The organism is Bacillus sp. FSL H8-0547 (assembly GCA_038002745.1).
Classification (GTDB): domain Bacteria; phylum Bacillota; class Bacilli; order Bacillales; family Bacillaceae; genus Bacillus_P.
Genome location: JBBODD010000001.1, coordinates 2,662,641 through 2,685,295, shown reverse-complemented (window position 1 = coordinate 2,685,295; position 22,655 = coordinate 2,662,641). Strand labels below are relative to the sequence as shown.

General features: G+C 46.3%; 19 protein-coding genes, 1 tRNA gene and 1 riboswitch. Of the genes, 8 read left to right on the top strand and 12 right to left on the bottom strand.

Annotated features, from left to right (window positions below; translation table 11 throughout):
* Positions 1-53: 53 nt before the first annotated feature.
* Positions 54-242: a hypothetical protein gene (locus tag MHB63_13145; protein MEK3807483.1), complete on the top strand. Its 189-nt coding sequence runs from the start codon at positions 54-56 to the stop codon at positions 240-242.
* Between the two features lie 269 nt (positions 243-511).
* Here MHB63_13145 and MHB63_13140 read toward each other — a convergent pair whose 3' ends face one another.
* A complete protein-coding gene (locus MHB63_13140) occupies positions 512-1,390 on the bottom strand; it encodes an NAD-dependent epimerase/dehydratase family protein (protein ID MEK3807482.1) in 879 nt (292 codons plus the stop codon).
* 17 nt (positions 1,391-1,407) lie between these two features.
* Positions 1,408-1,929, bottom strand: a complete 522-nt coding sequence (locus MHB63_13135; protein MEK3807481.1) for a GNAT family N-acetyltransferase — start codon at positions 1,927-1,929, stop codon at positions 1,408-1,410.
* 118 nt (positions 1,930-2,047) lie between these two features.
* On the opposite strand from MHB63_13135, the gene MHB63_13130 reads away from it, so the two are divergent.
* Positions 2,048-3,112: a hypothetical protein gene (locus MHB63_13130; GenBank protein ID MEK3807480.1), complete on the top strand. Its 1,065-nt coding sequence runs from the start codon at positions 2,048-2,050 to the stop codon at positions 3,110-3,112.
* A 45-nt stretch (positions 3,113-3,157) separates the two neighbouring features.
* Here the strand turns inward: MHB63_13130 and MHB63_13125 are convergent, their stop codons facing one another.
* On the bottom strand, positions 3,158-4,060 hold the full coding sequence (locus tag MHB63_13125) for a DMT family transporter (protein ID MEK3807479.1): 903 nt from the start codon (positions 4,058-4,060) through the stop codon (positions 3,158-3,160).
* 136 nt (positions 4,061-4,196) lie between these two features.
* Between MHB63_13125 and MHB63_13120 the strand changes: the two genes are divergently transcribed.
* The gene (locus MHB63_13120; GenBank protein ID MEK3807478.1) at positions 4,197-5,846 is read left to right on the top strand and encodes an AMP-binding protein; all 1,650 of its coding nucleotides are present in this window, start codon (positions 4,197-4,199) and stop codon (positions 5,844-5,846) included.
* 55 nt (positions 5,847-5,901) lie between these two features.
* Positions 5,902-6,390: a DinB family protein gene (locus tag MHB63_13115; protein MEK3807477.1), complete on the top strand. Its 489-nt coding sequence runs from the start codon at positions 5,902-5,904 to the stop codon at positions 6,388-6,390.
* Between the two features lie 82 nt (positions 6,391-6,472).
* Here MHB63_13115 and MHB63_13110 read toward each other — a convergent pair whose 3' ends face one another.
* Complete coding sequence (locus tag MHB63_13110) at positions 6,473-6,826, bottom strand: hypothetical protein (GenBank protein ID MEK3807476.1); 354 nt, start codon at positions 6,824-6,826, stop codon at positions 6,473-6,475.
* 193 nt (positions 6,827-7,019) lie between these two features.
* On the opposite strand from MHB63_13110, the gene MHB63_13105 reads away from it, so the two are divergent.
* The 4 genes from MHB63_13105 (at position 7,020) to MHB63_13090 (ending at position 9,535) form a co-directional block, all read left to right on the top strand.
* Complete coding sequence (locus MHB63_13105; GenBank protein MEK3807475.1) at positions 7,020-7,520, top strand: hypothetical protein; 501 nt, start codon at positions 7,020-7,022, stop codon at positions 7,518-7,520.
* Between the two features lie 108 nt (positions 7,521-7,628).
* Positions 7,629-7,701 (top strand) — tRNA-Ala (locus tag MHB63_13100).
* 174 nt (positions 7,702-7,875) lie between these two features.
* On the top strand, positions 7,876-9,081 hold the full coding sequence (locus tag MHB63_13095; protein MEK3807474.1) for an MFS transporter: 1,206 nt from the start codon (positions 7,876-7,878) through the stop codon (positions 9,079-9,081).
* 19 nt (positions 9,082-9,100) lie between these two features.
* Positions 9,101-9,535: a MarR family transcriptional regulator gene (locus tag MHB63_13090; GenBank protein MEK3807473.1), complete on the top strand. Its 435-nt coding sequence runs from the start codon at positions 9,101-9,103 to the stop codon at positions 9,533-9,535.
* A gap of 89 nt (positions 9,536-9,624) precedes the next feature.
* Here MHB63_13090 and MHB63_13085 read toward each other — a convergent pair whose 3' ends face one another.
* The 8 genes from MHB63_13085 to MHB63_13050 all read right to left on the bottom strand — a co-directional run bounded on the left by MHB63_13085 (position 9,625) and on the right by MHB63_13050 (position 22,533).
* A complete protein-coding gene (locus tag MHB63_13085) occupies positions 9,625-11,328 on the bottom strand; it encodes a methyl-accepting chemotaxis protein (GenBank protein ID MEK3807472.1) in 1,704 nt (567 codons plus the stop codon).
* A gap of 63 nt (positions 11,329-11,391) precedes the next feature.
* Positions 11,392-11,476: riboswitch (cyclic di-GMP riboswitch) on the bottom strand.
* Positions 11,477-11,571: 95 nt separating this feature from the next.
* Positions 11,572-12,645 (bottom strand): peptidyl-alpha-hydroxyglycine alpha-amidating lyase family protein, encoded by a 1,074-nt coding sequence (locus tag MHB63_13080; protein ID MEK3807471.1) that lies wholly within the window; start codon positions 12,643-12,645, stop codon positions 11,572-11,574.
* Positions 12,646-12,795: 150 nt separating this feature from the next.
* The gene (locus MHB63_13075) at positions 12,796-16,470 is read right to left on the bottom strand and encodes a GH32 C-terminal domain-containing protein (protein ID MEK3807470.1); all 3,675 of its coding nucleotides are present in this window, start codon (positions 16,468-16,470) and stop codon (positions 12,796-12,798) included.
* Positions 16,471-16,534: 64 nt separating this feature from the next.
* Entirely contained in the window at positions 16,535-17,518 is a 984-nt protein-coding gene (locus MHB63_13070) for a carbohydrate kinase (GenBank protein MEK3807469.1), read from the bottom strand.
* A complete protein-coding gene (locus tag MHB63_13065; protein ID MEK3807468.1) occupies positions 17,518-18,981 on the bottom strand; it encodes a glycoside hydrolase family 32 protein in 1,464 nt (487 codons plus the stop codon). Before MHB63_13065 ends, MHB63_13070 begins: the two co-directional genes overlap by 1 nt.
* A 63-nt stretch (positions 18,982-19,044) precedes the next feature.
* Positions 19,045-20,649, bottom strand: coding sequence for an ABC transporter substrate-binding protein (locus MHB63_13060; protein ID MEK3807467.1), 1,605 nt, complete (start codon positions 20,647-20,649; stop codon positions 19,045-19,047).
* Between the two features lie 21 nt (positions 20,650-20,670).
* Positions 20,671-21,549, bottom strand: a complete 879-nt coding sequence (locus tag MHB63_13055; GenBank protein MEK3807466.1) for a carbohydrate ABC transporter permease — start codon at positions 21,547-21,549, stop codon at positions 20,671-20,673.
* Positions 21,550-21,567: 18 nt separating this feature from the next.
* The gene (locus MHB63_13050) at positions 21,568-22,533 is read right to left on the bottom strand and encodes an ABC transporter permease subunit (GenBank protein ID MEK3807465.1); all 966 of its coding nucleotides are present in this window, start codon (positions 22,531-22,533) and stop codon (positions 21,568-21,570) included.
* Between the last annotated feature and the right edge of the window lie 122 nt (positions 22,534-22,655).

Here is a 22,655-nt window from a genome sequence, read left to right as displayed (position 1 = left end):
CTTCTTTTTCAGCATGTATTAATAGTAATAGATTTCCTAATGGAGGCCATGAAATGAATCTCACATACTCCCTCATGCTGATTGCTTTTTTGCTATCCGTCTGTCATTTTTTGTATGGCTACTTTGAAGCGCTGCGAATCAGCGGCGAAGATGGCCCTGTCAGAGGATGGTCGGTTGTTTTTTCATTTCCCCTCGGATTTGTTTTTGCCTATTTTGCAGCGGTTTTTAACCAGCAAATCTAAGTTAGAACCCGGCAGATGTCTGCCGGGTCTTTTTGATGCCTCCGGCGGGATTCGAACCCGCACTCCTTTCGTAAGCATAGGCTAAGGGGAACACGCTTCCCTACGGATTTTCACCGGCAGGAATTTCACCTGCCTCAGCATAGTTGCTTTTCGGTGCTTCTGAAACCTTCGCCTTGCGACCCGGTTCTACTGTTTTCCGGCGCTCTTCCCTTCTAGAGCTACGGAGGCTTATTAAGAGTCTCTGCTTTCACAGAGACTCCCGCGGGAGTTTACAGCAGCTTTTCTATTAAACTCTCAACATACTCGTTCATGTTTCCAAAAGAATATCCTGTCATTTGTGCTTTTGTCACATCCAGCGTCCAGTCACCCGGAAGACCGTACGGAGACGCGTTTTCTTTTGTCACTTCTCCTGTAATGACTGCGGGTTTGTCTGCAGCACTCTCAATCCTGCCGATCAGTTCTCTCAGAGAGAAATTGTCTTCAAACGCTATATTATACGCTCCTGTCAGCCTTTCTTTTCCTGCATGAAAAAGAAAACCTGCAGCATCTTCAGATGAAGTGAAGCTGAAAGAAACATCATCATTTTTCGCGCCAATGGGCTCTTCTTTTTTCACTTTGTCTACATGAAATAAGAAGCGCTCGGTGTAATCATCTGTTCCGATGACCAGAGCAGGCCTGACAACAGCAACTGGCACTTTCGCATTCTGGAACAAATACGCTTCGGCACCGCGCTTTGCCTCCTGATAACCGGTCATTCCCCCATATTCTTTACGGTGTTTAAAGGTCGGGTCGAACAAGAGCGGGTCAAAATCCGTTTCCTTTCGCTCTTTGCCAAATTCATAGACAGCCATTGTTGATGTAAAGATATAATGGCCTATTTTACCCTCAAGCGCTTCATAAGCCGTTTTGGCTTCAAGCGGCGAGAAACAGGATTGATCATAGACAGTGTCCCATTGCCTTCCTTCAAAAGCCCGGGTCATTGATTCTTTCTTTTCCCGGTCAATGACAAGACGCTCGACTCCGTCTCCAAAATCATCCCGGGTTCTTCCTCTTGTTGCGACCGTCACAATTACTCCGTCCTCGAGAAGCTTATGAACAAGTCTCTTCCCAAAAAACTGTGTGCCTCCAAGTATTAACGCGGTTTTCAATGCAGTTTCATCTCCTTTTATGTATTCAGCTGCGCTGACAATTCCTTCAGATTCCAGCCGAATGCTGTCTCCGGATGATCGGTGCCTTCAATTGCATACGTATCCTCTCCCACTTTTTCAGGGCTGTAGCGCTCATAGAACCCCTTTGACGGGTTGTCATTCATTACCCACAGCATCATCGATTGATAGTTCAGGTTCATCAGCTCCTCTGCTGCCGCACGAACCAGACTCTTACCAACACCTGCGCCTTGTGCTTCTTTCAGAAGATAGATGGCGTATAATTCGCCGTCATAGCCGTATTCCTGAGACCTGGACGGACCAAATCCCGCAAACCCGACAATTTTGCCCTCTTCATCTTCTGCAACGAACACAGTATCCGGATTTATACTGTGCCAGATTTTCTCTTTGCTTTCGTAAGTCAGACTTTTTAAAAATGAATCTGCTACGATTCCCTTATACGTTGTCCGCCAGCTGTCGACGTGTACAATTGCAATTTGCTTTGCATCTTCTCTGGCAGCTTTTCTGATCAGTACCTTCATTTTTCAACACTCCTTGCTGACTAAAATTCGACAACTTTCAATAAAAACCCTGTTTCAAAAGGAGTTTCTTTTTTTGCAGAGAATAAGTTTATTAGACTTATTCAATTGGAGGCTTACCGTGAAAATCGTACTTCATGCCGCCCTGTCCATTTTTTATATCGTTTACTTTACCGCCGTTTTTTACGTTTTATTTCTGTTTTTAAATATCCCGGGGTCTGTGATTTCCGGCACAATCATATGCCTGCTTCTCCTTGGCCTCTTTATCTATTCCGTTTATGAAATGATTCACAGCAAAGAACGGAACCTTCTTTTTTTCAGAGGGCTGTCAGGAACGATCGCCCTTTCGGCAACAAGTATCGGCCTGATCATTACGCTGTTTTTCGTTGTGCTGATGAACATCATGACCACTCATGTGAATTACCAGAGCATCAGCCCGCGCGAAAAATTCGAATTCCAGGTCAATGCCTTTCTTCCGGTTGATCCTTACGAAGATTACAAAGACCAGGCAATGACGAAAACAATCTCACATATGACCGTTTTTTATCCGTCACTTAAGAAAAAGGATCTTGAACTGGCAGAAAACGAGTTTAAACAGGCAAGAGAAATAAGCAGGCGTCTGCTCGGCGAGATCGAGGATCAGCCTATAGATCTTCTTCTTTTAGACGAATCGCCTGATTCTCTGCACGAGCTTGATTATCTGGATTATATGGGATTTTACGACCACAACAAAAAAACGATGGCAGTTGTCATTCCGGATGAATACAATGCCTCATCTCCTGTTGTGATTGAAACGTTTTACCACGAATATTCTCATTATTATTTAGAAAAGACACTTGAGAAGCTCGGCATTGAGCCTTACAAAATCCCGATCTGGTTTAATGAAGGACTGGCTGAATATGCGGGGTATAACGGGAAAGAGGTGCTTATCCCCCTTCAGACTACCGTTTCTTTTTACGATCTCATCAATCCGGGAGACTGGGCAAATGCCCTTGAGAAAAGTACGGACGCTGACATTTATACTCAAAGCTATTATGCTGTAAAGATGCTTGCTGATGAATTTGGAGAAGAGATGATCCTCCAGCTGCTGAAGGAAACAAAAGCTGCCGGAAGTTTTGAAGAAGCCCTTAAAAATAAAACCGGATATACGTATGAAGAGTTAGAGAGAAAATTAAAAGAGCAGTAAAGATGAAAAGAGCACCAGGGAACAGCCCGGGTGCTCTTTTCCGTTTTACACGGCTTGTTTTTCAGGAATTTCTGCTCCGGTTTTTTTCTCAGTCATAAAAAGAAGCACACCGGCAACAATGATTCCGCCGCCAATCACCTGCGTAAGGAGAACCGTTTCCGCCAAAAAGAAATAGGCCAGGATAATCGAGCCCACCGGTTCAAACAGAATGGCGACCGAGATGACATTTGTCGAAATCCACTTCAGCGACCAGTTAAACAGCGAATGCCCAAGCAGGGTCGGGACGGCCGCAAGCAGAAGAAAATACATCCAGTCCTGCTGCGGATAGCCGCTGAGCGGATACTTCAGAGCCAGACAGTAGATTAGAAGTGTCACAGAGCTTACGGCATAGACGATGAACGTATAAAGCGTCAGAGAGTGCCTTTTCCTCACTCCCTGGCCAAAAAGAAGGTATGCCGTGACCATCGCACAGGCTGCCAGAGCAAGAAAATCTCCGAACAGAGCGAGGCCGCTGATCCTGAAATCCCCCCAGCTGATAACAGCACTGCCGGCAATCGCCAGCAGGGCACTGATTACTGCTCTGATCGAAACCCTTTCTTTAAAAAAGAAATACGTTCCGATAAAAGCAAACAGCGGCTGCAGCGTCACGAGAACAACCGAGCTTGCCACAGACGTGTAGTTCAGGGATTCAAACCAGAGGATAAAATGAAAGGCAAGCAGCACCCCGGCCAGAGCGGAATAGCTCCAGTCTTTCCGTGACATCGTCTTTAGCTGCGGCAGACATTTTGCCAGAAAAAGAGGCAGAACAAGCAGCGTGGAAAAAAACAGCCTGTAAAACGCAATAACCGGCGCAGGAGCAGATGTCAGTTTGACAAAAATAGCGGATGTTGAAACAGCCGCAACTCCCACAGCCAGTGCGATATATGGATACAAAGTGGTTTTGTTCATGTTTTTTCTCCTTCACCATTCACTCATTTCCATTATACTGCATGACGGACCCGGCAATTTGCAGAATATTATTTTCAAAACTTTCAAAAAATAGTTATAATGAAAGCGTAACCATTTAAATGTTCCGGGAGGTCCTATGCATTCACTCAAAAACAAAACCATCGGCCAATTACTGAAAGATACCGTTTCTGCATACGGAAATAGAGATGCGGTCGTCTATTCAAAAGAAAACATCCGCTATACCTATGATGAGTTTTACCGCGAGACAACAAAACTTGCAAAAGCATTAATCGGACTTGGCGTAAAAAAAGGCGAAAACATTGCCATATGGGCCACGAATGTTCCTGAATGGCTGCTCCTTCAGTTTGCATCAGCCCGCATCGGGGCCGTGCTTGTCACTGTCAACACCAGCTATCAAAGCAGTGAACTTAAGTATCTGCTGCAGCAGTCCGACTCTGCCGCTCTCTTTTTAATCGACGGCTTTAAGGGAACATCTTACGTTGATCTGGTCCGCTCCATCACGACTGAAACCTCTTCAGAAAACAGCTCACAGCCTGCACTCCCTTACTTGAAGAATCTCATTTACATAGGCCAAAACGAAGCACCGGAGGGAATGCTCAGCTGGAACGATCTTCTCGTCCGCGGCATGAAAGTGACGGATGAAGAACTTGCAGAACGCGAGAGTCTGCTCACACCTGAAGGCGTTATCAATATGCAGTATACGTCAGGTACAACCGGTTTTCCGAAAGGCGTTATGCTGACGCATCATAATATCGTCAACAACGGGTTTTTGGTGGCAAGTGCGATGAATTTGACTCATGAAGACCGCCTGTGTATTCCCGTCCCGTTTTTCCACTGCTTCGGCTGCGTTCTCGGCGTGCTTGCCTGCGTTTCAGTCGGCGCAGCAATGGTTCCGATTGTGGAATTCGATCCCGACCTTGTTCTTCAGACGGTTGAAATAGAAAAATGCACCGGGCTGCATGGCGTGCCAACGATGTTTATTGCAGAGCTGAACTCTCCTAATTTCAAAAAATACGACCTCTCCACTTTAAGAACAGGCATTATGGCTGGCTCCACCTGTCCGATTGAAGTGATGAAAAAAGTAATGAACGACATGGGCATGTCTGAAATCACAATCGCCTACGGACAAACAGAATCCTCGCCTGTTATTACGCAGACGACTGTAACAGATTCCATCGAACGCAAAGTGGAAACAGTGGGCAAGGCACATCCGCATGTGGAAGTGAAAATTATCGATCCCGTTACAGGAGAAGAAGTGCCAAGAGGCGTGCAGGGCGAGCTGTGCACAAGAGGGTATCTTGTCATGAAAGGGTATTACAAAATGCCGGAGGCTACTGAGGAAGCTATTGATAAACAGGGCTGGCTTCACACCGGCGACCTGGCCACGATGGATGAGCACGGCTATGTTGTCATCACCGGACGCCTCAAGGATATGATTATTCGCGGCGGCGAGAATGTCTATCCGCGTGAAATTGAAGAGTTCCTTTACCGTCATGAAGACATAGTGGACGTTCAGGTGATTGGCATTCCGGATGAAAAATACGGAGAAAGAGTCGCAGCCTGCATCGTTTTAAAAGAAGGCGCAGCACTTACTGCTGATGACGTAAAAGCCTTCTGCAGAGGACAGCTGTCCCACTATAAAATCCCTGAATACTACACCTTTGTCAAAGACTATCCGATGACCGCTTCAGGAAAAATCCAGAAATACAAACTCAGAGAACAGGTAAAACAGGAACTGGCCAGAGAACTGTCTGAAAAAAGCTGAGAAGAGATTCCTTAAGACAGGTTTGATAGAATAATAGCAGAAGGGAGAGATTAACATGCTTACTTATACACTGAACGTACGGGAAGAACTGATGAAAGAAACAGAGCACATGACAGATGAACAGCTGAACCTGAAACCTTCACAGGATGTCTGGAGTCCCGGACAGATTCTCGACCATCTCTATCTGATGGAAACCGTCATAACAGGCGGCCTCAAGCACGTATTGATGAACGGTGAGAAAAAGGATGCCTCAGAAAAACCGCTCCAACTCGTTATTGACCGCTCGCACAAAGTGCCGGCACCTGATAACCTGAAGCCGGCAGATGGCCCCTTTTCAAAGGATGAGCTGTATGCGAAGCTTGACCGGTCACGCCGGGAGCTCATTAACTTTGCAGAAACAGCACCTGAACACGACCTGGAAGCAAAGGCGATGAAGCATCCGCATCTCGGAGACCTTTCTCTTAAACAGTGGATTGAATTTATCGGATATCATGAAAAAAGACATCTCCTTCAGCTGCTCGAAGTGCGAAGTGCGGTTTCCTGAAGAGAGGCTCTCACAGAAGCCATATAAAAAAGCGCAGACACCGTCTGCGCTTTTTTTGTTCCTGATTATGTATTCAGGAGCCTCACCAGCAATACCACTTCTTCCAGATTTCCCATGACTCCTTAGGAACTTGCGGGAAACAATCTTCCCATTCTTTCTTCGTATACTTTTTCCAGCCCCATCCCCACCAGAACTTGGTCCAGCAATAATAATACTTGCCGTCGTATTTCACCGTATTTGCTTCATACTTGTTTTTCTGGCTGCTTCCATAATCATATTTCGTATTCTTGTCCCCAAAGAAATAAGAGAAGACCGAATCAAGAAACGAGTCGAACGAATTTTGCTGCGGCTGCGAATAATTGTATCCGGAAGCAAGAGCAGATGTCGGAGCAAAAAGAGCAGAAATAAGGACGAAAGCAATAACTGCATGTTTCAACTTTTTCAGAATGTTCACCTCCTTTACAAAGATTTCCTGACATTAGTATTTTACACGATAAGTTCTCAATAGAGAACAAAATAGTGTAATAAGCCTATGTAAATTTTGATTCTTTTTATTCATATAACGCCCAACCACAACCAGTAATGGTATTATTTAATAGGTACTACTTACATAAAAGGAGCTTGAAACTGTGAAAAAAGGACTTAAAATTGCAGCTGCAGCTGTCTTGGTGCTGCTCTCGGCCGGGGTGATCGGCGTCTGGACAATGGTTTACCTGAAGAACACGGGTGCTGAAGAACATCCAACCGCCGCTGAAACCAACCGGCCCCCTCAGCAAGTGCAGGATTATGGGGACACAGAAAATCCTGAATACGCTGATGCAGGTGAATTCATCAAAAAATTTCATGAGTTCTATAATCAAACAACCGGCTGGGAAAGAATCAATGATCTGAACATGCCTGACCAAATTGCCCGGGCTGAAGCAGCCAAGGCCTATGCCGGCCATTTCATTCCCCTGACAGAAGATTCCGCTTTAAAAGCAGATCTTGAAGCCATCACCATGCATGCCGACAGTGTCATCGCAGGAAACGCTGAAACCGTCCTGACTCTCCACCGTTATTTTCATGATTTAGATATTGCCGTAAACGGATATGTCCATGAGCAAATTTTCGGAGTAACCGAAAGCAAATAAAAAACAGTCAAAACTTTTTTCGTTTTGACTGTTTTTTCTATTGCAACATAGTGAATGTCGGAGTATAATTTAGTATATCGCCAAAAGCAACTGGCACTAATTCTATACGGGGCATTAGCTCAGCTGGGAGAGCGCTACGCTGGCAGCGTAGAGGTCATCGGTTCGATCCCGTTATGCTCCATATCCGGAAACCCTTGTGCAGCAAGGGTTTTTTTGTTTTATAAAATAATTGTCAAACCGCTGCTTTCTTTTATCCTTCCATCTGAAAACTGGCACCCTTCCCCATTTGACTTTCTGTCGCTCTTTCTTATATAGTTTAGTTAACTAAACTTTACTAAAACAACGAGGTCATATGATGAATGTTCTATCAAACCGTCGATTTTTATTCACCTGGCTGTCCGGTGTGTTTGTGACACTCGGATTTTCCATATTCTTTTTGAGTGTATCCTGGCTTACCATTGATGTGCTTGAACAGCCCGGTCTTCTTGGGCTGATTATGACAGCCGTTTCTCTTCCAAGAGTGCTGATGATGGTCTTTGGCGGCGTATTTGCAGACCGCTATCAGAAAAGCAGGCTGCTGTTTCTGACAAACATTGTGCAGGCACTGCTCATGGCTGTGATGGTGCTGCTTCACGTGACAGAATCTTATTCGGTTACAGCTCTGCTTGTGATCGCTGTTTCCTTCGGGATTCTTGACGGTATTTCTTATCCTGCTCTTTCATCGCTCCTGCCGACTCTTGTTAAAAAGAAGGAGCTTCACCGCGCCAATTCGCTTTTTCAGGGATCACTTGAACTGATGTTTGTGATTGGCCCGTTTCTGGCCGGGCTGCTTTTGACGCTTGGAGGATATTCTCTGAGCTTTGGAACCTCGAGTGCACTGATTTTCCTTGCGGCCGCATTGATTCTTCCGAAATGGATCGGCGACTCGGTGCCGGATGCAAGGAAGCTGTCGATGCGCTATGTTATAGACGATTTAAAGGAAGGGATTTCGTATGTGTCCAAAACGCCTGTGCTGCGGTCCGGAACGCTTGCCATCGCCTCTGTTAACCTGTTTGTGATGGGTCCTGTCATTATGAGCATACCCATTCTTGTGGGCGAGCGCGGAGGCACGCCATTTGATCTGAGTCTGATTGAAGGCGGCCTTGCAGTCGGAACGTTTGCCGCAAGCTTCCTTATGCTGATGCTCAGGTCGGTGCACCGCGGTCGTTTTGTTTACAGGGCTCTCTTTTTAACTGCAATCGCGTTTTTCTTTTATACCCAGGCCGAGTCCATCTCGCTTCTCGCTCTTTCAGCCGGACTGAGCGGATTTATGCTGATGCTGGTTTATCTGCCTGCCGTGACGGTTATGCAGGAACACAGTGATCAGGATAAGCTCGGCAGGGTCATGAGCATCATGGCGCTCGCCGCCTCCGGGCTTGAACCTGTTGCCTTTTCGGTTCTGTCCGTTCTCGTCGCATTGTCCGTGCCTATTCAGACGCTCCTGCTTGTTTTTGCAGGATTGATGCTTGCAGCGGCCATCTTCTTATACATCAAGGGCGGCACTCTGCGAAAAACACCTTAACCCGAAAGGAATGAAGCCTGTGGATTCGCTGAAAAAACAGCAAATTGTTCAAATGTACCGGCAGATTGATGAGCTTGACCTCCTGCTGACACAATACTTTACCGATCTGAATGATTTTAATCTGACCTATCAGCAGGAACAAATCCTGTTGCTGTTTAAAAGACAAAAGACCTGGACAACAACGGAAATTGCCATGCGCATGAATATTTCGAAGAGCGCAGTCAGCCAGGTGTTAAAAGTACTTCAGCAGGAGACATTCATCCGCAAGGAAAAAAATCCGGAAAACCTTCGCGAAAGCTTTATTCATCTTGATGTGCAGGGAGTGGCTTATTCTAATAAAATTGACGAGATTGAAGATCGTCTGACTGAGGAATTATTTTCTCTCTTTGCTGAGGATGATTTGAATACGGTAACGAAAGCATTCAATTTGATGATTAATTATCTTAAAAAGTAACGCCCGTTCCGCCGGTTATACAAGTAGAATCAGCCAAAAAGCCATAGAAAAAAGAGCTGCATCCTAAAACCTGCAGCTCTTTCCTTTACCTAAAACTTAAACTTTTTCAGTTCTTCCTGAAGCTCGCCGGCAATCTGGCTCAGTGAAGCAGCCGAAGCGGAAACCTCCTGCATGGCCGAGAGCTGTTCCTTTGAAGAAACGGCAGCACTTTTTGAATTCAGGGATGTATCAGTCGCTGCGTTTGCAAGCGAATGGATTCGTTCGTTTACGTGCTTGGATGCCCCTGCCATTTCTTTTGCATACCTGGACACGTCTTCAATTTTTTCAGAGACTAAATGGATGGAAGAAATGATGTTCTGGAAGGCATGACCGGCTTCGTTCATGGCCTCAGTTCCTTTTTTAACTTCGCCTTCCCCCTGTGCCATGGAAGAAATCGCAGTGCTTGCATCATTCTGAATATGGCCGATCAGTTCGTCAATTTGATCAGCTGATTCTTTGGACTGCTCTGCAAGCTTTCTGACTTCATCGGCTACTATGGCAAAGCCCCGTCCGTGCTCGCCCGCCCGAGCAGCTTCAATGGCGGCGTTCAATGACAGAAGATTTGTCTGATCTGCAATTCCTGTAATCATTTCCGCAATTTTCCCGATTTCTTTTGACCTGTTCCCCAAGTTGGCAAGCAGGTTTGAAGTGACGGCAACAGAAGTTTGTATAGCGCCCATTTGCACGACCGCTTTTTTAACAAGAATATTCCCTTCTGATGCCTGCTTTGCAGCTGTCTGTGATTCTTTTGAAACCTCAGCTGAGGATTCAGCAATCTGAAGGACTCCGCCTGCCATCTCTTCCATGGAGTGAACTGAGCGATTGGCACTTTCAGATGAGGTGGTGGCATCTTCTGCTATCCCCTGAATGGTCGCTGTCACCTGCAGGGCAGAGGCAGAAGACTGTTCTGCCGAAGCATCAAGCTGCTGGGAAGCTGCAGCAACCTGGCTTGAGGTTTCTGAAACCCGCTGCATAAACGCCTTTAAATTCACTGTCATCGCATTGGAAGCAAGAATCAGGCGGCCAATCTCATCCTGTGATTTCGTCTGGATCAGGTCGCCGTTAAGGTCTCCTTCTGAAATCGTCTCAAGCCTGTTCACAATAAGTGCGGCAGCTCTTGAAATTCCGCCGGCACTGAATAGGCCGACAATGAGCGCTGCAGCAAATGCGAGCACGGATGCAACGATAATAATAAGTTCTGATTGGAAGCCTGTTTGAAGCGCCTCAGATGTTTGGTCATTTGTAATACTGTTTTGTATTTCTACAACATCAGACCAGGCATCAATGGCCTCCTGGCTGTATGGGAGGCATTTTTCCTCCATCAGCTGAATGGCCTCATCCTTTTGTCCGCTGTCGTACAATGGGATGATTTCTTCCACAACAAGCTTTCTCCACTTGATGGTTTTTTCATCGGCCTCTGTCAGAGCGGATTCTACATCTTTGGAAATCTCCCCGTTTTTAATCGCATCGTGGAGGACTTTTTCCGTTTCTATTGCCCGTTCTGTTTCTTCTAAAAATTGCTCTTTAAACTCATCCCTGTCAAACAAGATATAATCCCGGGCAATCTTTGCACGGTTTGCCACGCTGAATGTCATCGAATTTGCAGATTCCAAAAACACAAGGTCGTTCTCTGTCATTTCCTCAACGTCTTCTGAAATCCGGTTGATTGTCACATAGCTGAACACGGCAATAATAACCAGCAGCATTAAGACAATGGCATAGCTCATTAAGATTTTCCATTTAATGCTTTTCATCTTTTCCTCCCCATGCGGAATCTCTTTCTGGTCATACGGCACAGCGCCGTCATGATCAGTCCTGTTCTTAATGGCCGGTTGCGCTACTTGCTCCTGATTGTCCAAGCGCCCATATATAGACAATCCATCACTGCATTCCAGTTTTTCTTATCATCTTTATTATCGGACTGATCAATCTTCCCTTTAAGAGCTGATTCTTCATGGGAGAAAAAATTTTGACGGGAAAGAGGGAAACGAATGAGGCTATTGTTTAATAAAAGCCTGAATCCTCCTGTTTTTCAGTTCAGCCACATAAATTGTTCCATTCGCATCCACTGCAAGATCATGCGGAATTTTCATCTGGCCTTCTTTGCTGCCCCAGGTGCCGAATCGCTCAAGTATTGTTCCTTGTTTGTCTAAGACAATGATCTGACTTGTAAAGTTTCCTTCTGCACCGTTCAGGGAATCGCCGCCGTCAACAACGTAAATGTTCCCGTCACTTGCCGCTTCTACACCAAACGGCCTGCCGATCTCCGGCATGTCCCAGCGGTCAAGATACTGTCCATTTTTATCAAAAACCTGTATGCGTGCATTGCTGCGGTCTGCAACATAGATCCTGCCTTCGCTGTCGCTGCTGATTCCGTGAGGCAAGTTGAATTCTCCCGGTTGGCTGCCAGGCTTATCAATCTGCCATTCCAGTTTTCCTTCTCTGTCAAACTTCACAATCCTCCGGTTTCGGTAGCCATCTGCAACAGCAAAAGATCCATCATCCATGACCGTTACATCTGTAGGGCGCGCAAATGTGTATTCATCCATGAAAACAGGAAAGTTTGGAAGCAGATTTCGAATGCGGAGACTCCATTCCAAACCCGTTTGGTAATCCTCCCCGAATGATTGCATCAGCTTCCCTTCTGGACTCAATTTAAAGACCTTGTTCAAAGAAACGTCGGTCACCCAGATGTTATCCTCGCTGTCGATTTCAAGGCCATGCGGAGATTTGAACATGCCTTCTCCCATAATTCGTTTAACTTTTTTTGTTTTTCCGTCCAAAACGACAATCGTTGGTTCTTTAATAAAATTTTTTCCGCTGTACTCTCCGCTTGCTCTGTGAAAATAGTAAATATCTCCTTCAGAGTTAACTGCCACACCGCTTCCTTCGCCTGCTGCGCTTTTCTCCTCAGGCGTTTTCGGCCAGAGAACTACAGGCGAATAAGTTTTTGTTACCGGTATTACAACCTGCTTTTCTTTAAAAATAACGTCTGATCCTCCCTGGCTGAACCATACGATTAATCCTGTGATGCTGAGTGCCTCCAAAAGAAGAGTGTTTACTTTATTCATGTTTTGTTCCTCCGATTAATCTAGTTGATGATGACTCTGCCTATCGTACAGGAATCTTCTTCATCTAAAAACGGACGGCAGGATGGGATTGAATAGGACCTGAGGCGCAGAAAAAAAACACTCAGAATTTCTGAGTGTCTGAAACAGCGTCTATTTTTTTGAAACGGAAGCATCGATCAGCTCCCAATCCTGAAACTCCTCTTCGCCTGCATTCTGTATCTCAGCGGCCGTTCCATTCTCAGGGGTGCCGTTTTCAACCCCCAGTACTTTGCCGCTGTTTACAGCACTGAAGCGGTAGGTTCCATCCCAATGATCTGTAATTTTCCATTGTTGGTTGCCGTAGCCGAAATACTCCCATATTTGCACAGCATCTCCGGCAGTGACTCCTGATGCATCCAGCACAAATTTGCTGTCGCCTGCGTGAATTTTATAAGATCCGGGTGCAGCGTTTTCTATCTTCCATACATGTTCCCCGCCCGGCTGAAGTCTTGTTTTAGAGCCATTGTCCTTTCCTTCAGGTACAAGGAATTTCCCGCTTGTCTTCTCGGCAATTTTAAAGGAAGCGGTGCTCTCGATAATGGTTCTGCCGGCAATTTTCCCATTTGCAGCCGATGCAGTAATGATGCTTCGTCCGTGGCCTGTCATATGGATTTCTGCGCTGTCATCATCTGTTTTTTTGATTTCTGCTGCATCAGGATTACTTGAGTGCCATTTTAGTTTTTGATGCTTGCCTGTTACGGATGCAGAAAGCTTATGCACACCTCCAAGCGGAAGGGTCACTTTTTTATGATCCATGACGACTGCGGCAGAATCCTCGCCTTCTTTCCAAACCCCTTTTAACGGGTACACATCAAGGGACACAATTTTCACGCTTCCTCCTTTCGTGTAAAAGCTCATCCCGTCACTTGCTCCGTCCGGAAAGATCACATTGGAGAAAACGGCCGCGCCGTCGTTTCCGAACACCTCTACAGAAGATTCATCCACAAAGATACTGAATTTCACCCGCCTGTTCTTAGGTTCAGCGCCGGTTTCATGATAAGTCGAGAACTTGTCGGAGAAACTGACGTCTCCAGATTGAGACCGGTCAAAGAACATGATGCCTTCTGAAGCCTTGTAGCCCGCAATCGTTTTTTGAGAATCGGATTCTCTCAGCCCGAATCCGAATTCTGCCTTGCTGTTTTCAGGCAGTTCTATTTCAGCTTCAATTTCATACGATGTAGCTTTTATATCCGCAAGCAGGTTTGCATCGTCAGGCTTCACAGTTTTGTTGCTCCACGAGAAACCGGCGCCTCTTAACTGCTCAAGCTCTTCAAGAGGATTCTGGAACAATCGTACGCCTTCTCCAGGAACGGTTTTGAGCGTCAGTTCACGAGGAACCGACATTTGGCCTTTCCACGGGGATGTCGGGAAAGCGAAGGGATAATCCCAGTTGCTCATCCAGCCCAGTGAGATTCTGCGCCCGTCTTCTTCCGGAATTTCGGCAAACGACATCGCCGCATACATTTCCTTGCCGAACTCATTTTTCAGCACTTTTCCAGCGGGATTATCACTCTCGAAACGTTTTCCGTCAAAGGTTCCCGTAAAATATTCCGAATCCGATCCGCCTGTTTTCGGATTTGCACCGGTACTGATGGACAGCACCCATTTCTTTTTGGACGGATCTCCGTCTACCGGCAGCTGAAAGAAATCCGGGCATTCCCATACTCCCCCTCTGACGTAGTCCCCGTAGCCAAATGATTCAATCATTTCCCAGTCCAGAAGATTTTGAGATGTAAAGAAACGGATATGATCTCCTCCGGAAATGACCATCACCCACTGATTATGCTCCCCGTCCCAGACGACTTTTGGATCTCTGAAATCCCAGCCTTCTCCGCCGTAGAATTCCCCGATATTCGGGATAATGGGATTGCCGTCATAAAAATTCCACGTTCGGCCTTTATCTTTGCTGTAGGCAACGCCGACCTTCTGATCGCCATTGTGTTTTTCAGGATTAAAGGAAGTATAGAAGGCAATCAGTCCGGAACCTTCCTTATCAAATAATCCGGACGCATTCGTTTTATCAACTACGGCAGACCCTGACCAGGCGTGCCCCATTTCATTCCAGGGAATGGCAATCGGAAGCCTTTTCCAGTGAACAAGGTCCGTGCTGACCGCATGTGCCCACTTTCCGCCGTCCTGATGGAAAAGATGATACTCTCCCTCGTAGTAAACGAGGCCATTAGGATCACTTGCATACCCCCTTGCCTGTGTAAAGTGATACTGCGGGCGGTAAAGCTCGGAATAATACGAGTCATGCTGTTCTCCGTATACATGCTGGAAAAAGGCTGTGCCGTTGTATACATTTAATCCGTATTTTCCGCTTGAATAGGCTGAGTCTTTTGCAGAAATGGCCGGATCAGCATAGCCGTCAAAATAAACCTTTATATCTTTTCCGACCGCATGAATCTCAACATGATAGAGTTTGCCGGGCTCTAATTCCCTGTCCGCCATGCCAAGGGTACGGTCTCCTTTCAAATCAAGCAGACGGATTCGGTTTGGATTCGGATCCAGTGTTAGCATATAGCCTTCACTGGCATCTGCTTTTCCTCTGAAAACAAGACCAGCCGTACCGAATGGAGTTTGGGAATCTATTTTCAAATCGGCTTCAAGGACAAAATCATCCCCTGCTGTTTCAGCCATCCGAAAGGTATTTTCTTCAGACGGACTCGTTCCTCCAATACCTTCAAGATGAGGCGCCCATTCTCCATTAACCGGCTGCCAGCCCTCCAGGTTGGACTGAAGATCACTCAGCTGAATGTTTTGAAAAGCGGCATGTCCGTCAGCATGAAAGCCCAAAAATCCTTTTGAATTTGAACGGTCTTCAGCCTCTAAAACCGGCTTACCTCTGTTTTGCCAAAATACCTGCAGGGAAGATCCCTCTGCTTTGACCTTTACGTGATAAAGCGTTCCATGGTCAATCGTCATCTGTTTTTCCGCAAGAACCTTTTTCTTCTGAACGTCTATAAGCTGCAACATATTTTTTCCGGCATCCGCCTTTACCTGATATGCTTTTGTGCCGGTTTTGTCTGATCTGAAAAGCAGGGAGGCGGAGGCGTCATTTTCTTTTATTAGGAGGTCTGATTCAAAAATGAAATCTTTCGAAGAAACCGTTGAAACGGAATAGTGTTCCCCACCCTCTCCCGGCAATGCTTCCAGCCCGTCAGGTCCAGCCTGCCAGTTTCCTTTTTTCATAGAGAGGCCCGTCAGGTTTGTCCGTATTTCGTGCAGCTTCACTTTGCTGAAATGAAGAGTTCCGTTCTCGGCCTGAAATCCTGTATATCCCTTTGAAAAGCTGTGGTCCGTAGCCTCCATAACGGTTTTCCCGTTTACAGAAACCGTTATCGAAGGGCCATCTGCCACTGTTTTAACCTTTACGCCGTCTAAATCCTTCAGCTTCACCGGCACAGTTTTTAATGAGCGGCCTTGATTCAGCGTTCCAAGTGATACCGTGCTTTTTTTTGCATCAAGCCTCACTTTATACCCTTCTGTCCCTGTTTCATTTGCCCGAAAAACAAGGGATGCTGCACTTTTTCTCTCCAGTTTCATTGTTGCTTCATACTCAAGATAACCGGACGTTTCTGAATTCGATAGGATGAGAGCCGGCTGTTTTCCCGCTTTTCCCCTTAACGATCCGTCTGAATCCTTTGTCCAGCTGCCTGACAAAGCTGAATATCCGAAAATGGCAGTATTCCGCTCGTTCGCTGCCCCTTTGAACTCAGTTAAGGTAAAAACAGAAAAAAGCAAAGCTGCCGCAGCTGCCAGTTTAAGAAGCGTTCTTTTTTTCATTTCATCCATCCCCTCGCAATAATTAAGCGCTTACATTATTTCTTTTTTAAAAAACGGGACGTATTTAATCAATCCCGTTATCTGCTGATAATCTTTTGACCGTTTCAAGTGAAGGCATTGCAGCAATGGCTCCAATCTTTGTACAGACTGCGGCTCCCGCCACGTTGCTGAAGGCCGTCATTTTTTCTACCGCTGCCATGTCAGAAGCGGCTTCCCTCGGATTCTCCCCGTCTGCAAGCTGATAAAGAAACGCGCCGACAAAGGCGTCTCCGGCACCCGTGGAATCGATGGACTTTACCTTTATACTTGAAACAGCGGCTCTTTCTTTCCGGTTTGAAACCACGGTTCCTGCACTTCCTAATGTAACGGCAATCAGCCCGCTGCAGAACTTGTTCAATGCATCAAGGCCTGCCTGGATACTTTCTTCTCCTGAAATCAGCGCCAATTCCTCCCCGCTCATTTTGATAAAATCAGCGAGTTTCATGGCCTCTTGAGTAAGACTAATAAACAGGCTTTCTCTGCCTTTCCACAAATCCTGTCTGTAGTTTGGATCGAACGAAATGAATTTTCCCATGCGCTTTGCTTTTCCCATTAAATCCAAATACATGGAACGCAGCGGTTTTTCCAGCAGGGCTGTCGCCGAACCAAAATGAAGGATGGACGCCTGATTCCACTTTTCTTCATCTATATCCCGCTCCGTTAAAAAACCGTCTGCTCCTCTATTGAAAAGAAAGTCCCGTTCACCGTTTTTTTGAAGAGATACAAACGCAAGCGTCGTTTTATAATCAGGATCAAAAACAAGCATGGATGTATCTGCGCCCGCATCATCCAGCGTTTTCTTCAGAAACTGCCCGAACGGATCATTCCCGGCTTTGCCGCAAAAAGAAGCCCTGCCGCCAAGCTTGGCAATTGCCGCACAAACATTCGCGGGTGCTCCTCCTGCCTGCTTTTCAAACTTCCTTCCTTCTGCAAGATGGACATCCGGTTCTGTGCAGTAAAAATCAATCAGCCCTTCTCCGATGCAAATAACAGACCTTTCCACATCCATCACTCCTTCCGCTTCCAGATGGAGGAGAGTTCATGCAGCTCGAGTGATTTGACATGTACCGTTCCGCCATTTGATGCCACCTGCAAAACACTCTCCTCCGGCTGAGGAAAAATCAGGCCAGTGATGGCGCATTCTCCGTCATTTCCAAAAATCTCGATGGATGATGAATCAAGCAGCAGCTGCAGGCGGATACAGTGATTCTTCATCTTTAACGGCGCCTCCTGAACGGCAGGAAAGGACGCTGAAAAGTCGGACTCCCCGGAGTGCGTTCTGTCTGCTGAGAGGATTTCAGACTGCGGATCATAAGAAATAATAGTTCTGTCTGCCTCTGAATGAAGGATCATCAGCTCCAGCCCGGCATCCCCCTCAAACTCAGCCTCCAGGTTCAGTTCCATCAAAGTACCTTTCAATGGAATCACTGCGTGTTTTTCTGCGGACACAAAAAGATGGTGACAGGTTTCTCCCGCTTTTCTAAGGTCCTGTATTTCCGGGACCGGTTTTTGGATAAGATGAAGGCCGTCTCTACCTGCAGAAAGTGACAGCTCCCTCGGGAACGTCATAGCGCCGCGCCATTCCCCTGTCGGCACTTGATTGGCATATCGCCAGTTGCTCATCCACCCCATGTATATGCGGCGGTCAGGAAGGTCTGAGAAGCTTACGCCTGCATAGTTGTCTCTGCCGTGATCAAGCCACAGCACCCCATCTTTTTCCCGGTCATTCACAAAGGTTTCTCCGTCAAATTCACCGATAAAATACTGAGTTCTCGACCCCTCTGAGTAATCACCTGTATCACCCAGACTGACGAGCATGACCCATTTTTCCTTTCCTTCACCTGAAGGAAGCGGAAACAGATCCGGGCACTCCCAGAATCCCGCGTGTGATCCCTCTGCAAACTCACTCGCAAACTGCCAGTCTATCAAGTTTTCCGACTTGTAAATAGTCGCACTTTGCCCTGTGGCAAGAATCATGATCCAGCGCTGCGTATCCATGTGCCAGAACACCTTCGGATCCCGGTAATCGGTCTTCGATTCATCCGCAAGAACGGGATTGCCGCTGTATTTTGTCCAGGACCGTCCGTTATCGCTGCTGTAGGCAAGGCATTGACGCTGACGGGCTCTGTCTGTGCCCGGATAGGTGTCATGACTCGTATAAACGGCGACCAGTCCCGGTTCGTCATCGAAAAAACCGGTTGAGTTGTCCCAGTCAACAACCGCGCTTCCAGAGAAGATGGCTCCGTGTTCACCAGGATACAGGGCAATCGGAAGATGCTCCCAGTGAATCAGATCCCTGCTCACCGCATGCCCCCAGTGCATGGGACCCCAAACTGTGCTGTAAGGGTGATACTGATAAAACAAATGATATTCGCCTTTAAAATACACCATTCCGTTAGGATCATTCATCCACTTCTCCTTCGGTGAAAAGTGAAACTGCGGGCGGTATTTTTCTGATAGAATCGGCTTCACTTAAAAAACTCCTTTTTCATAAAATAAGAGGCTGCTGATGATTAAGCAGCCCCTGCATTCCGGTTATTGCTGGGTGCGGTCATACCCTTTCTGCTTAATCTCAAGCCACTCCTGCAGCCCCAGACGGTCAAGCTCGGCAAGGTATTCTTTCCATTCTGACTCTGCTTTTCCAGTTGTCATCCATTCTGCACGCTTTCGATTAATATAAGCAAACAGATCGGCTTCAATCGATGAAAGTTTATCAAGCTCTTCAAGCGAGAAGAAAACCTTCGGATACGTGTTTTCAGCTTTCATGTGCGGGACCATGACTTCTTTCATTAAATCCAGTCTCCATGCTGCATCATCCGGTTTAGTAGTGACAGAGCCGTAGTACTCATCCAAAATGGCAAGCGGCCCGTTTATGCTTGTTTTCTGGCGGACTTCAACCGGGGCAGCCCCCTCAAGAGGCAGATGCTTCAGCATATTTGAAGCTTCATCATACTCAAAAATGTTTTGCTGCTTATCATCCCCGTAAGTTCCCCAGTTGTTCTGAACGGACTGCAGCGGGTCGTACAGCTCATCAATCCACTTCGCAGTCAGTTCAAGGTTTTTGTTTGAACTTGTGATGACCATTCTTCCTCTGTCAAAGCCCATGCCGTTCGTTCTCGCAACGTTTACATTTCCATCCGGCCCTGCCACTGGAGGCATAAGATCATATTTCTCGTTCATGCCGGTGATATTTGCTTTATCCCATGTAAAATACATGCCGTAACGTTCATCTTTTCCTTTCGCCAGATACGTATTCCAGTCATGTTCAAACGCTTCAACATCAATCAGTCCTTCTTTGTAGAGATCACTGAAGTACATAATGGCCTCTTTATATCCGTCCTCTGCAGCTGTCAGGATCACTTTGCCTTCGTTGCTTACAACCGTGTGATCCCAGTTGTCTCCAAGTCCGAATGCGCCGAACAAGAAGGCCGGATCCTCCCCTCCGTGATTGATGATAAAGGACATAGGAATTTCATCCGCTTTGCCGTTGCCGTTTGGATCCTGCGTTTTAAAGGCGATCAATACCTGTTTCAGCTCTTCTGTCGTCTTTGGCATCTCCAGTCCAAGCTTGTTCAGCCATTCCTTATTGATCCACGGGAAATCATCGACTGAGTGAATGTTTTCTTTCCCCGTGCCAAGCTCTTCAATCCACGGGAATGCATAAATGTGGCCGTCTGGAGCGGTCATCATCGCTTTGTATTCAGGTGATGAATCAAGCACTTTTTTCAGATTCGGCATATGCTTTTCAATTAACTCTTCAACAGGAATAATGGCCCCGTCTTTGGCAAGCTTCAGCAGGTCATAATCGCCGTAGCCCGCATCCATGATCGCATCCGGCAAATCGCCGCTTGCCATGGCAAGGTTTCTCTTTTCTGCAAACACATCGTTCGTATAGTTCTTCCACTGAATCTGAACACCCGTTTTTTCTTCCAGTCGCTTATAGAGCAGCTTTTCATTTGGATCCTTCGGCGCAAGCGGCGAGCTTTGCGTGATAAACTTCAGCGTCACCTCTTCCTTCAGCGGAAAAGAGATATCCTTTAATTCATAATCCTCAGAGGATGCGACATTTTTGCTTGTGCACCCGGATAGTAATACAGCTGCAATTGCGGCTGCCCCTACAGCTTTTTTCACGTGTTTCATGACCATTTCCCCCTGTGTTTGTTATTTTAATGAACCAACCATAACCCCTTTTTCAAAATACTTCTGGAAAAACGGATACATAATAATCAGCGGAAGGCTTGAAATGACAATCGCTGAATATTTGATCATCTCAGAAACCTTGGCAAGCTCGGCCATTGCCAGCTGATCGCTGATCATGCCGGGTTCAGCCTGGTTCTGAATTAAAATAGATCTTAAGACAAGCTGCAAAGGATGCATGTTCGGATCTTCCAGGTAGATCATTGCGTCAAAGTATGAGTTCCACTGTCCCACAAAGGCATACAGAGCAAGAACAAAGATGATTGGTTTTGAAAGCGGTATGACAATTTTGAAGAAAATCAGCAGATCTGACGCCCCGTCTACTTTTGCCGCTTCATGCAGTTCATGGGGAATTCCCTTAAAGTACGTTCTTGCAAGTATGATATTCCACACATTTACAGCCCCCGGGAGCAAAATTGCCCAGACTGTATTCAGCATGCCAAGGTCCTTCACAACCAGATACGTTGGAATTAGACCGCCGCTGAAAAACATCGTAACCAGGAAAAACGTCATAAACGCGTTTTTCCCGACAAACCCTTTTGTCGCAAGAGGAAACGCAGCAAATATGGAAACGACGACAGTTATAAAGGCAAATCCGGCGGAGTAAAGCATCGCATTCACAAATCCCCGCACCATGGAATCATCCGACAGAATCCGTTTGTAGCCTTCAAGGCTCCAGTCAGAGACGTTAAAGGAAAGTCCCTGATTCAAAAGAACCGTCGGATCCATGAAGGAAGCGATGACGACATAAACCAGCGGCACAAGAACTACAAGCACTGCCAGGCAGAGAAAAACGGCATTCAGAGACAGGATGATCCGGTCAACGCGTGTATGTTTAATCATGAAAATCCTCCTCTCGGATTAATAGAGTCCTTCTCCCTCGTTCAGTTTTTTGACCACAAAATTCACAACCACAAGTAAGATGACATTGATAACGGAGTTAAAAAGGCCGACTGCAGTAGAATAGGCGTAATCTCCAGCCTGAAGTCCGATTTTGTACACGTAGGTCGGAAGGATTTCCGACGTTGGAAGGTTCATGGCTGTCTGCATCAGAAATGCTTTTTCAAAGCCGATTGCCATGATGCCACCTGCACCTAAAATAAAGATAATAGCCATAAGCGGTTTTAAAGCTGGCAGATCAATATGAATCATCCGCTGCAGAATATTGGCTCCGTCTATCGTTGCGGCCTGATGCAGCTCCGGGTCCACATTCGCAAGTGCCGCCACATAGACGATGGACGACCATCCCGCAGCCTGCCAGATGCCTGAAAGAATATAAATCGATCTGAAGTATTCCGGATCGGACATAAACATGACCGGCTTTCCTGTAAGAAACGTAATGAAGTGATTAATCGGACCTGTCGGTGCTAAAAAGATAAACAGCATCCCTACAATAACAACAACCGAAATGAAATTTGGCGCATATAAGAACAGCTGAATATTTTTCTTAATAGCTGCTCTTCTGACTTGATTCAGCATCAGAGCAAGGACAATCGGAATCGGAAATCCAAGCAAAAGCCCGTACAGGCTGAGCTTAAGCGTGCTCATAAAAATCGTTTCAAAATTGGGCGAGGTCAAAAACTCCTGGAAATGCTTAAGCCCAACCCACTCGCTTCCCCAGATTCCCTTTATCGTGCTGAAATCTTTAAAGGCAATGATTGCCCCGTACATTGGAACATACTTAAATACAATTGTGAGAATAACAGCAGGCGCAATCAGCAAATACAGAAAGTAATTCTTTTTCACATACTCCCATTTGTATTTGGGTTTTGCCTCCGGCTTTACGATGACAGCGCTCTCATCTTTTGCCTTCACTGCCTCCTGCATACAGCTCCCCCCTTTACAGAAAACGCATATAAGCGCTTTCATAATGTTGCAGAGATCTTTATCTGTTGTCCCTGTACATTCACTTTATCAAATGCTCCATTCAAAAAAGTTTGATTTCTTTG

Coding starts and splice junctions, on each gene's coding strand:
- MHB63_13080 (MEK3807471.1), bottom strand. CDS start 12,645: ATGAATAAAGTAAACACTCTTCTTTTGGAGGCACTCAGCATCACAGGA.
- MHB63_13085 (MEK3807472.1), bottom strand. CDS start 11,328: ATGAAAAGCATTAAATGGAAAATCTTAATGAGCTATGCCATTGTCTTA.
- MHB63_13050 (MEK3807465.1), bottom strand. CDS start 22,533: ATGCAGGAGGCAGTGAAGGCAAAAGATGAGAGCGCTGTCATCGTAAAG.
- MHB63_13145 (MEK3807483.1), top strand. CDS start 54: ATGAATCTCACATACTCCCTCATGCTGATTGCTTTTTTGCTATCCGTC.
- MHB63_13055 (MEK3807466.1), bottom strand. CDS start 21,549: ATGATTAAACATACACGCGTTGACCGGATCATCCTGTCTCTGAATGCC.
- MHB63_13135 (MEK3807481.1), bottom strand. CDS start 1,929: ATGAAGGTACTGATCAGAAAAGCTGCCAGAGAAGATGCAAAGCAAATT.
- MHB63_13075 (MEK3807470.1), bottom strand. CDS start 16,470: ATGAAAAAAAGAACGCTTCTTAAACTGGCAGCTGCGGCAGCTTTGCTT.
- MHB63_13095 (MEK3807474.1), top strand. CDS start 7,876: ATGAATGTTCTATCAAACCGTCGATTTTTATTCACCTGGCTGTCCGGT.
- MHB63_13125 (MEK3807479.1), bottom strand. CDS start 4,060: ATGAACAAAACCACTTTGTATCCATATATCGCACTGGCTGTGGGAGTT.
- MHB63_13115 (MEK3807477.1), top strand. CDS start 5,902: ATGCTTACTTATACACTGAACGTACGGGAAGAACTGATGAAAGAAACA.
- MHB63_13070 (MEK3807469.1), bottom strand. CDS start 17,518: ATGGATGTGGAAAGGTCTGTTATTTGCATCGGAGAAGGGCTGATTGAT.
- MHB63_13060 (MEK3807467.1), bottom strand. CDS start 20,649: ATGAAACACGTGAAAAAAGCTGTAGGGGCAGCCGCAATTGCAGCTGTA.
- MHB63_13120 (MEK3807478.1), top strand. CDS start 4,197: ATGCATTCACTCAAAAACAAAACCATCGGCCAATTACTGAAAGATACC.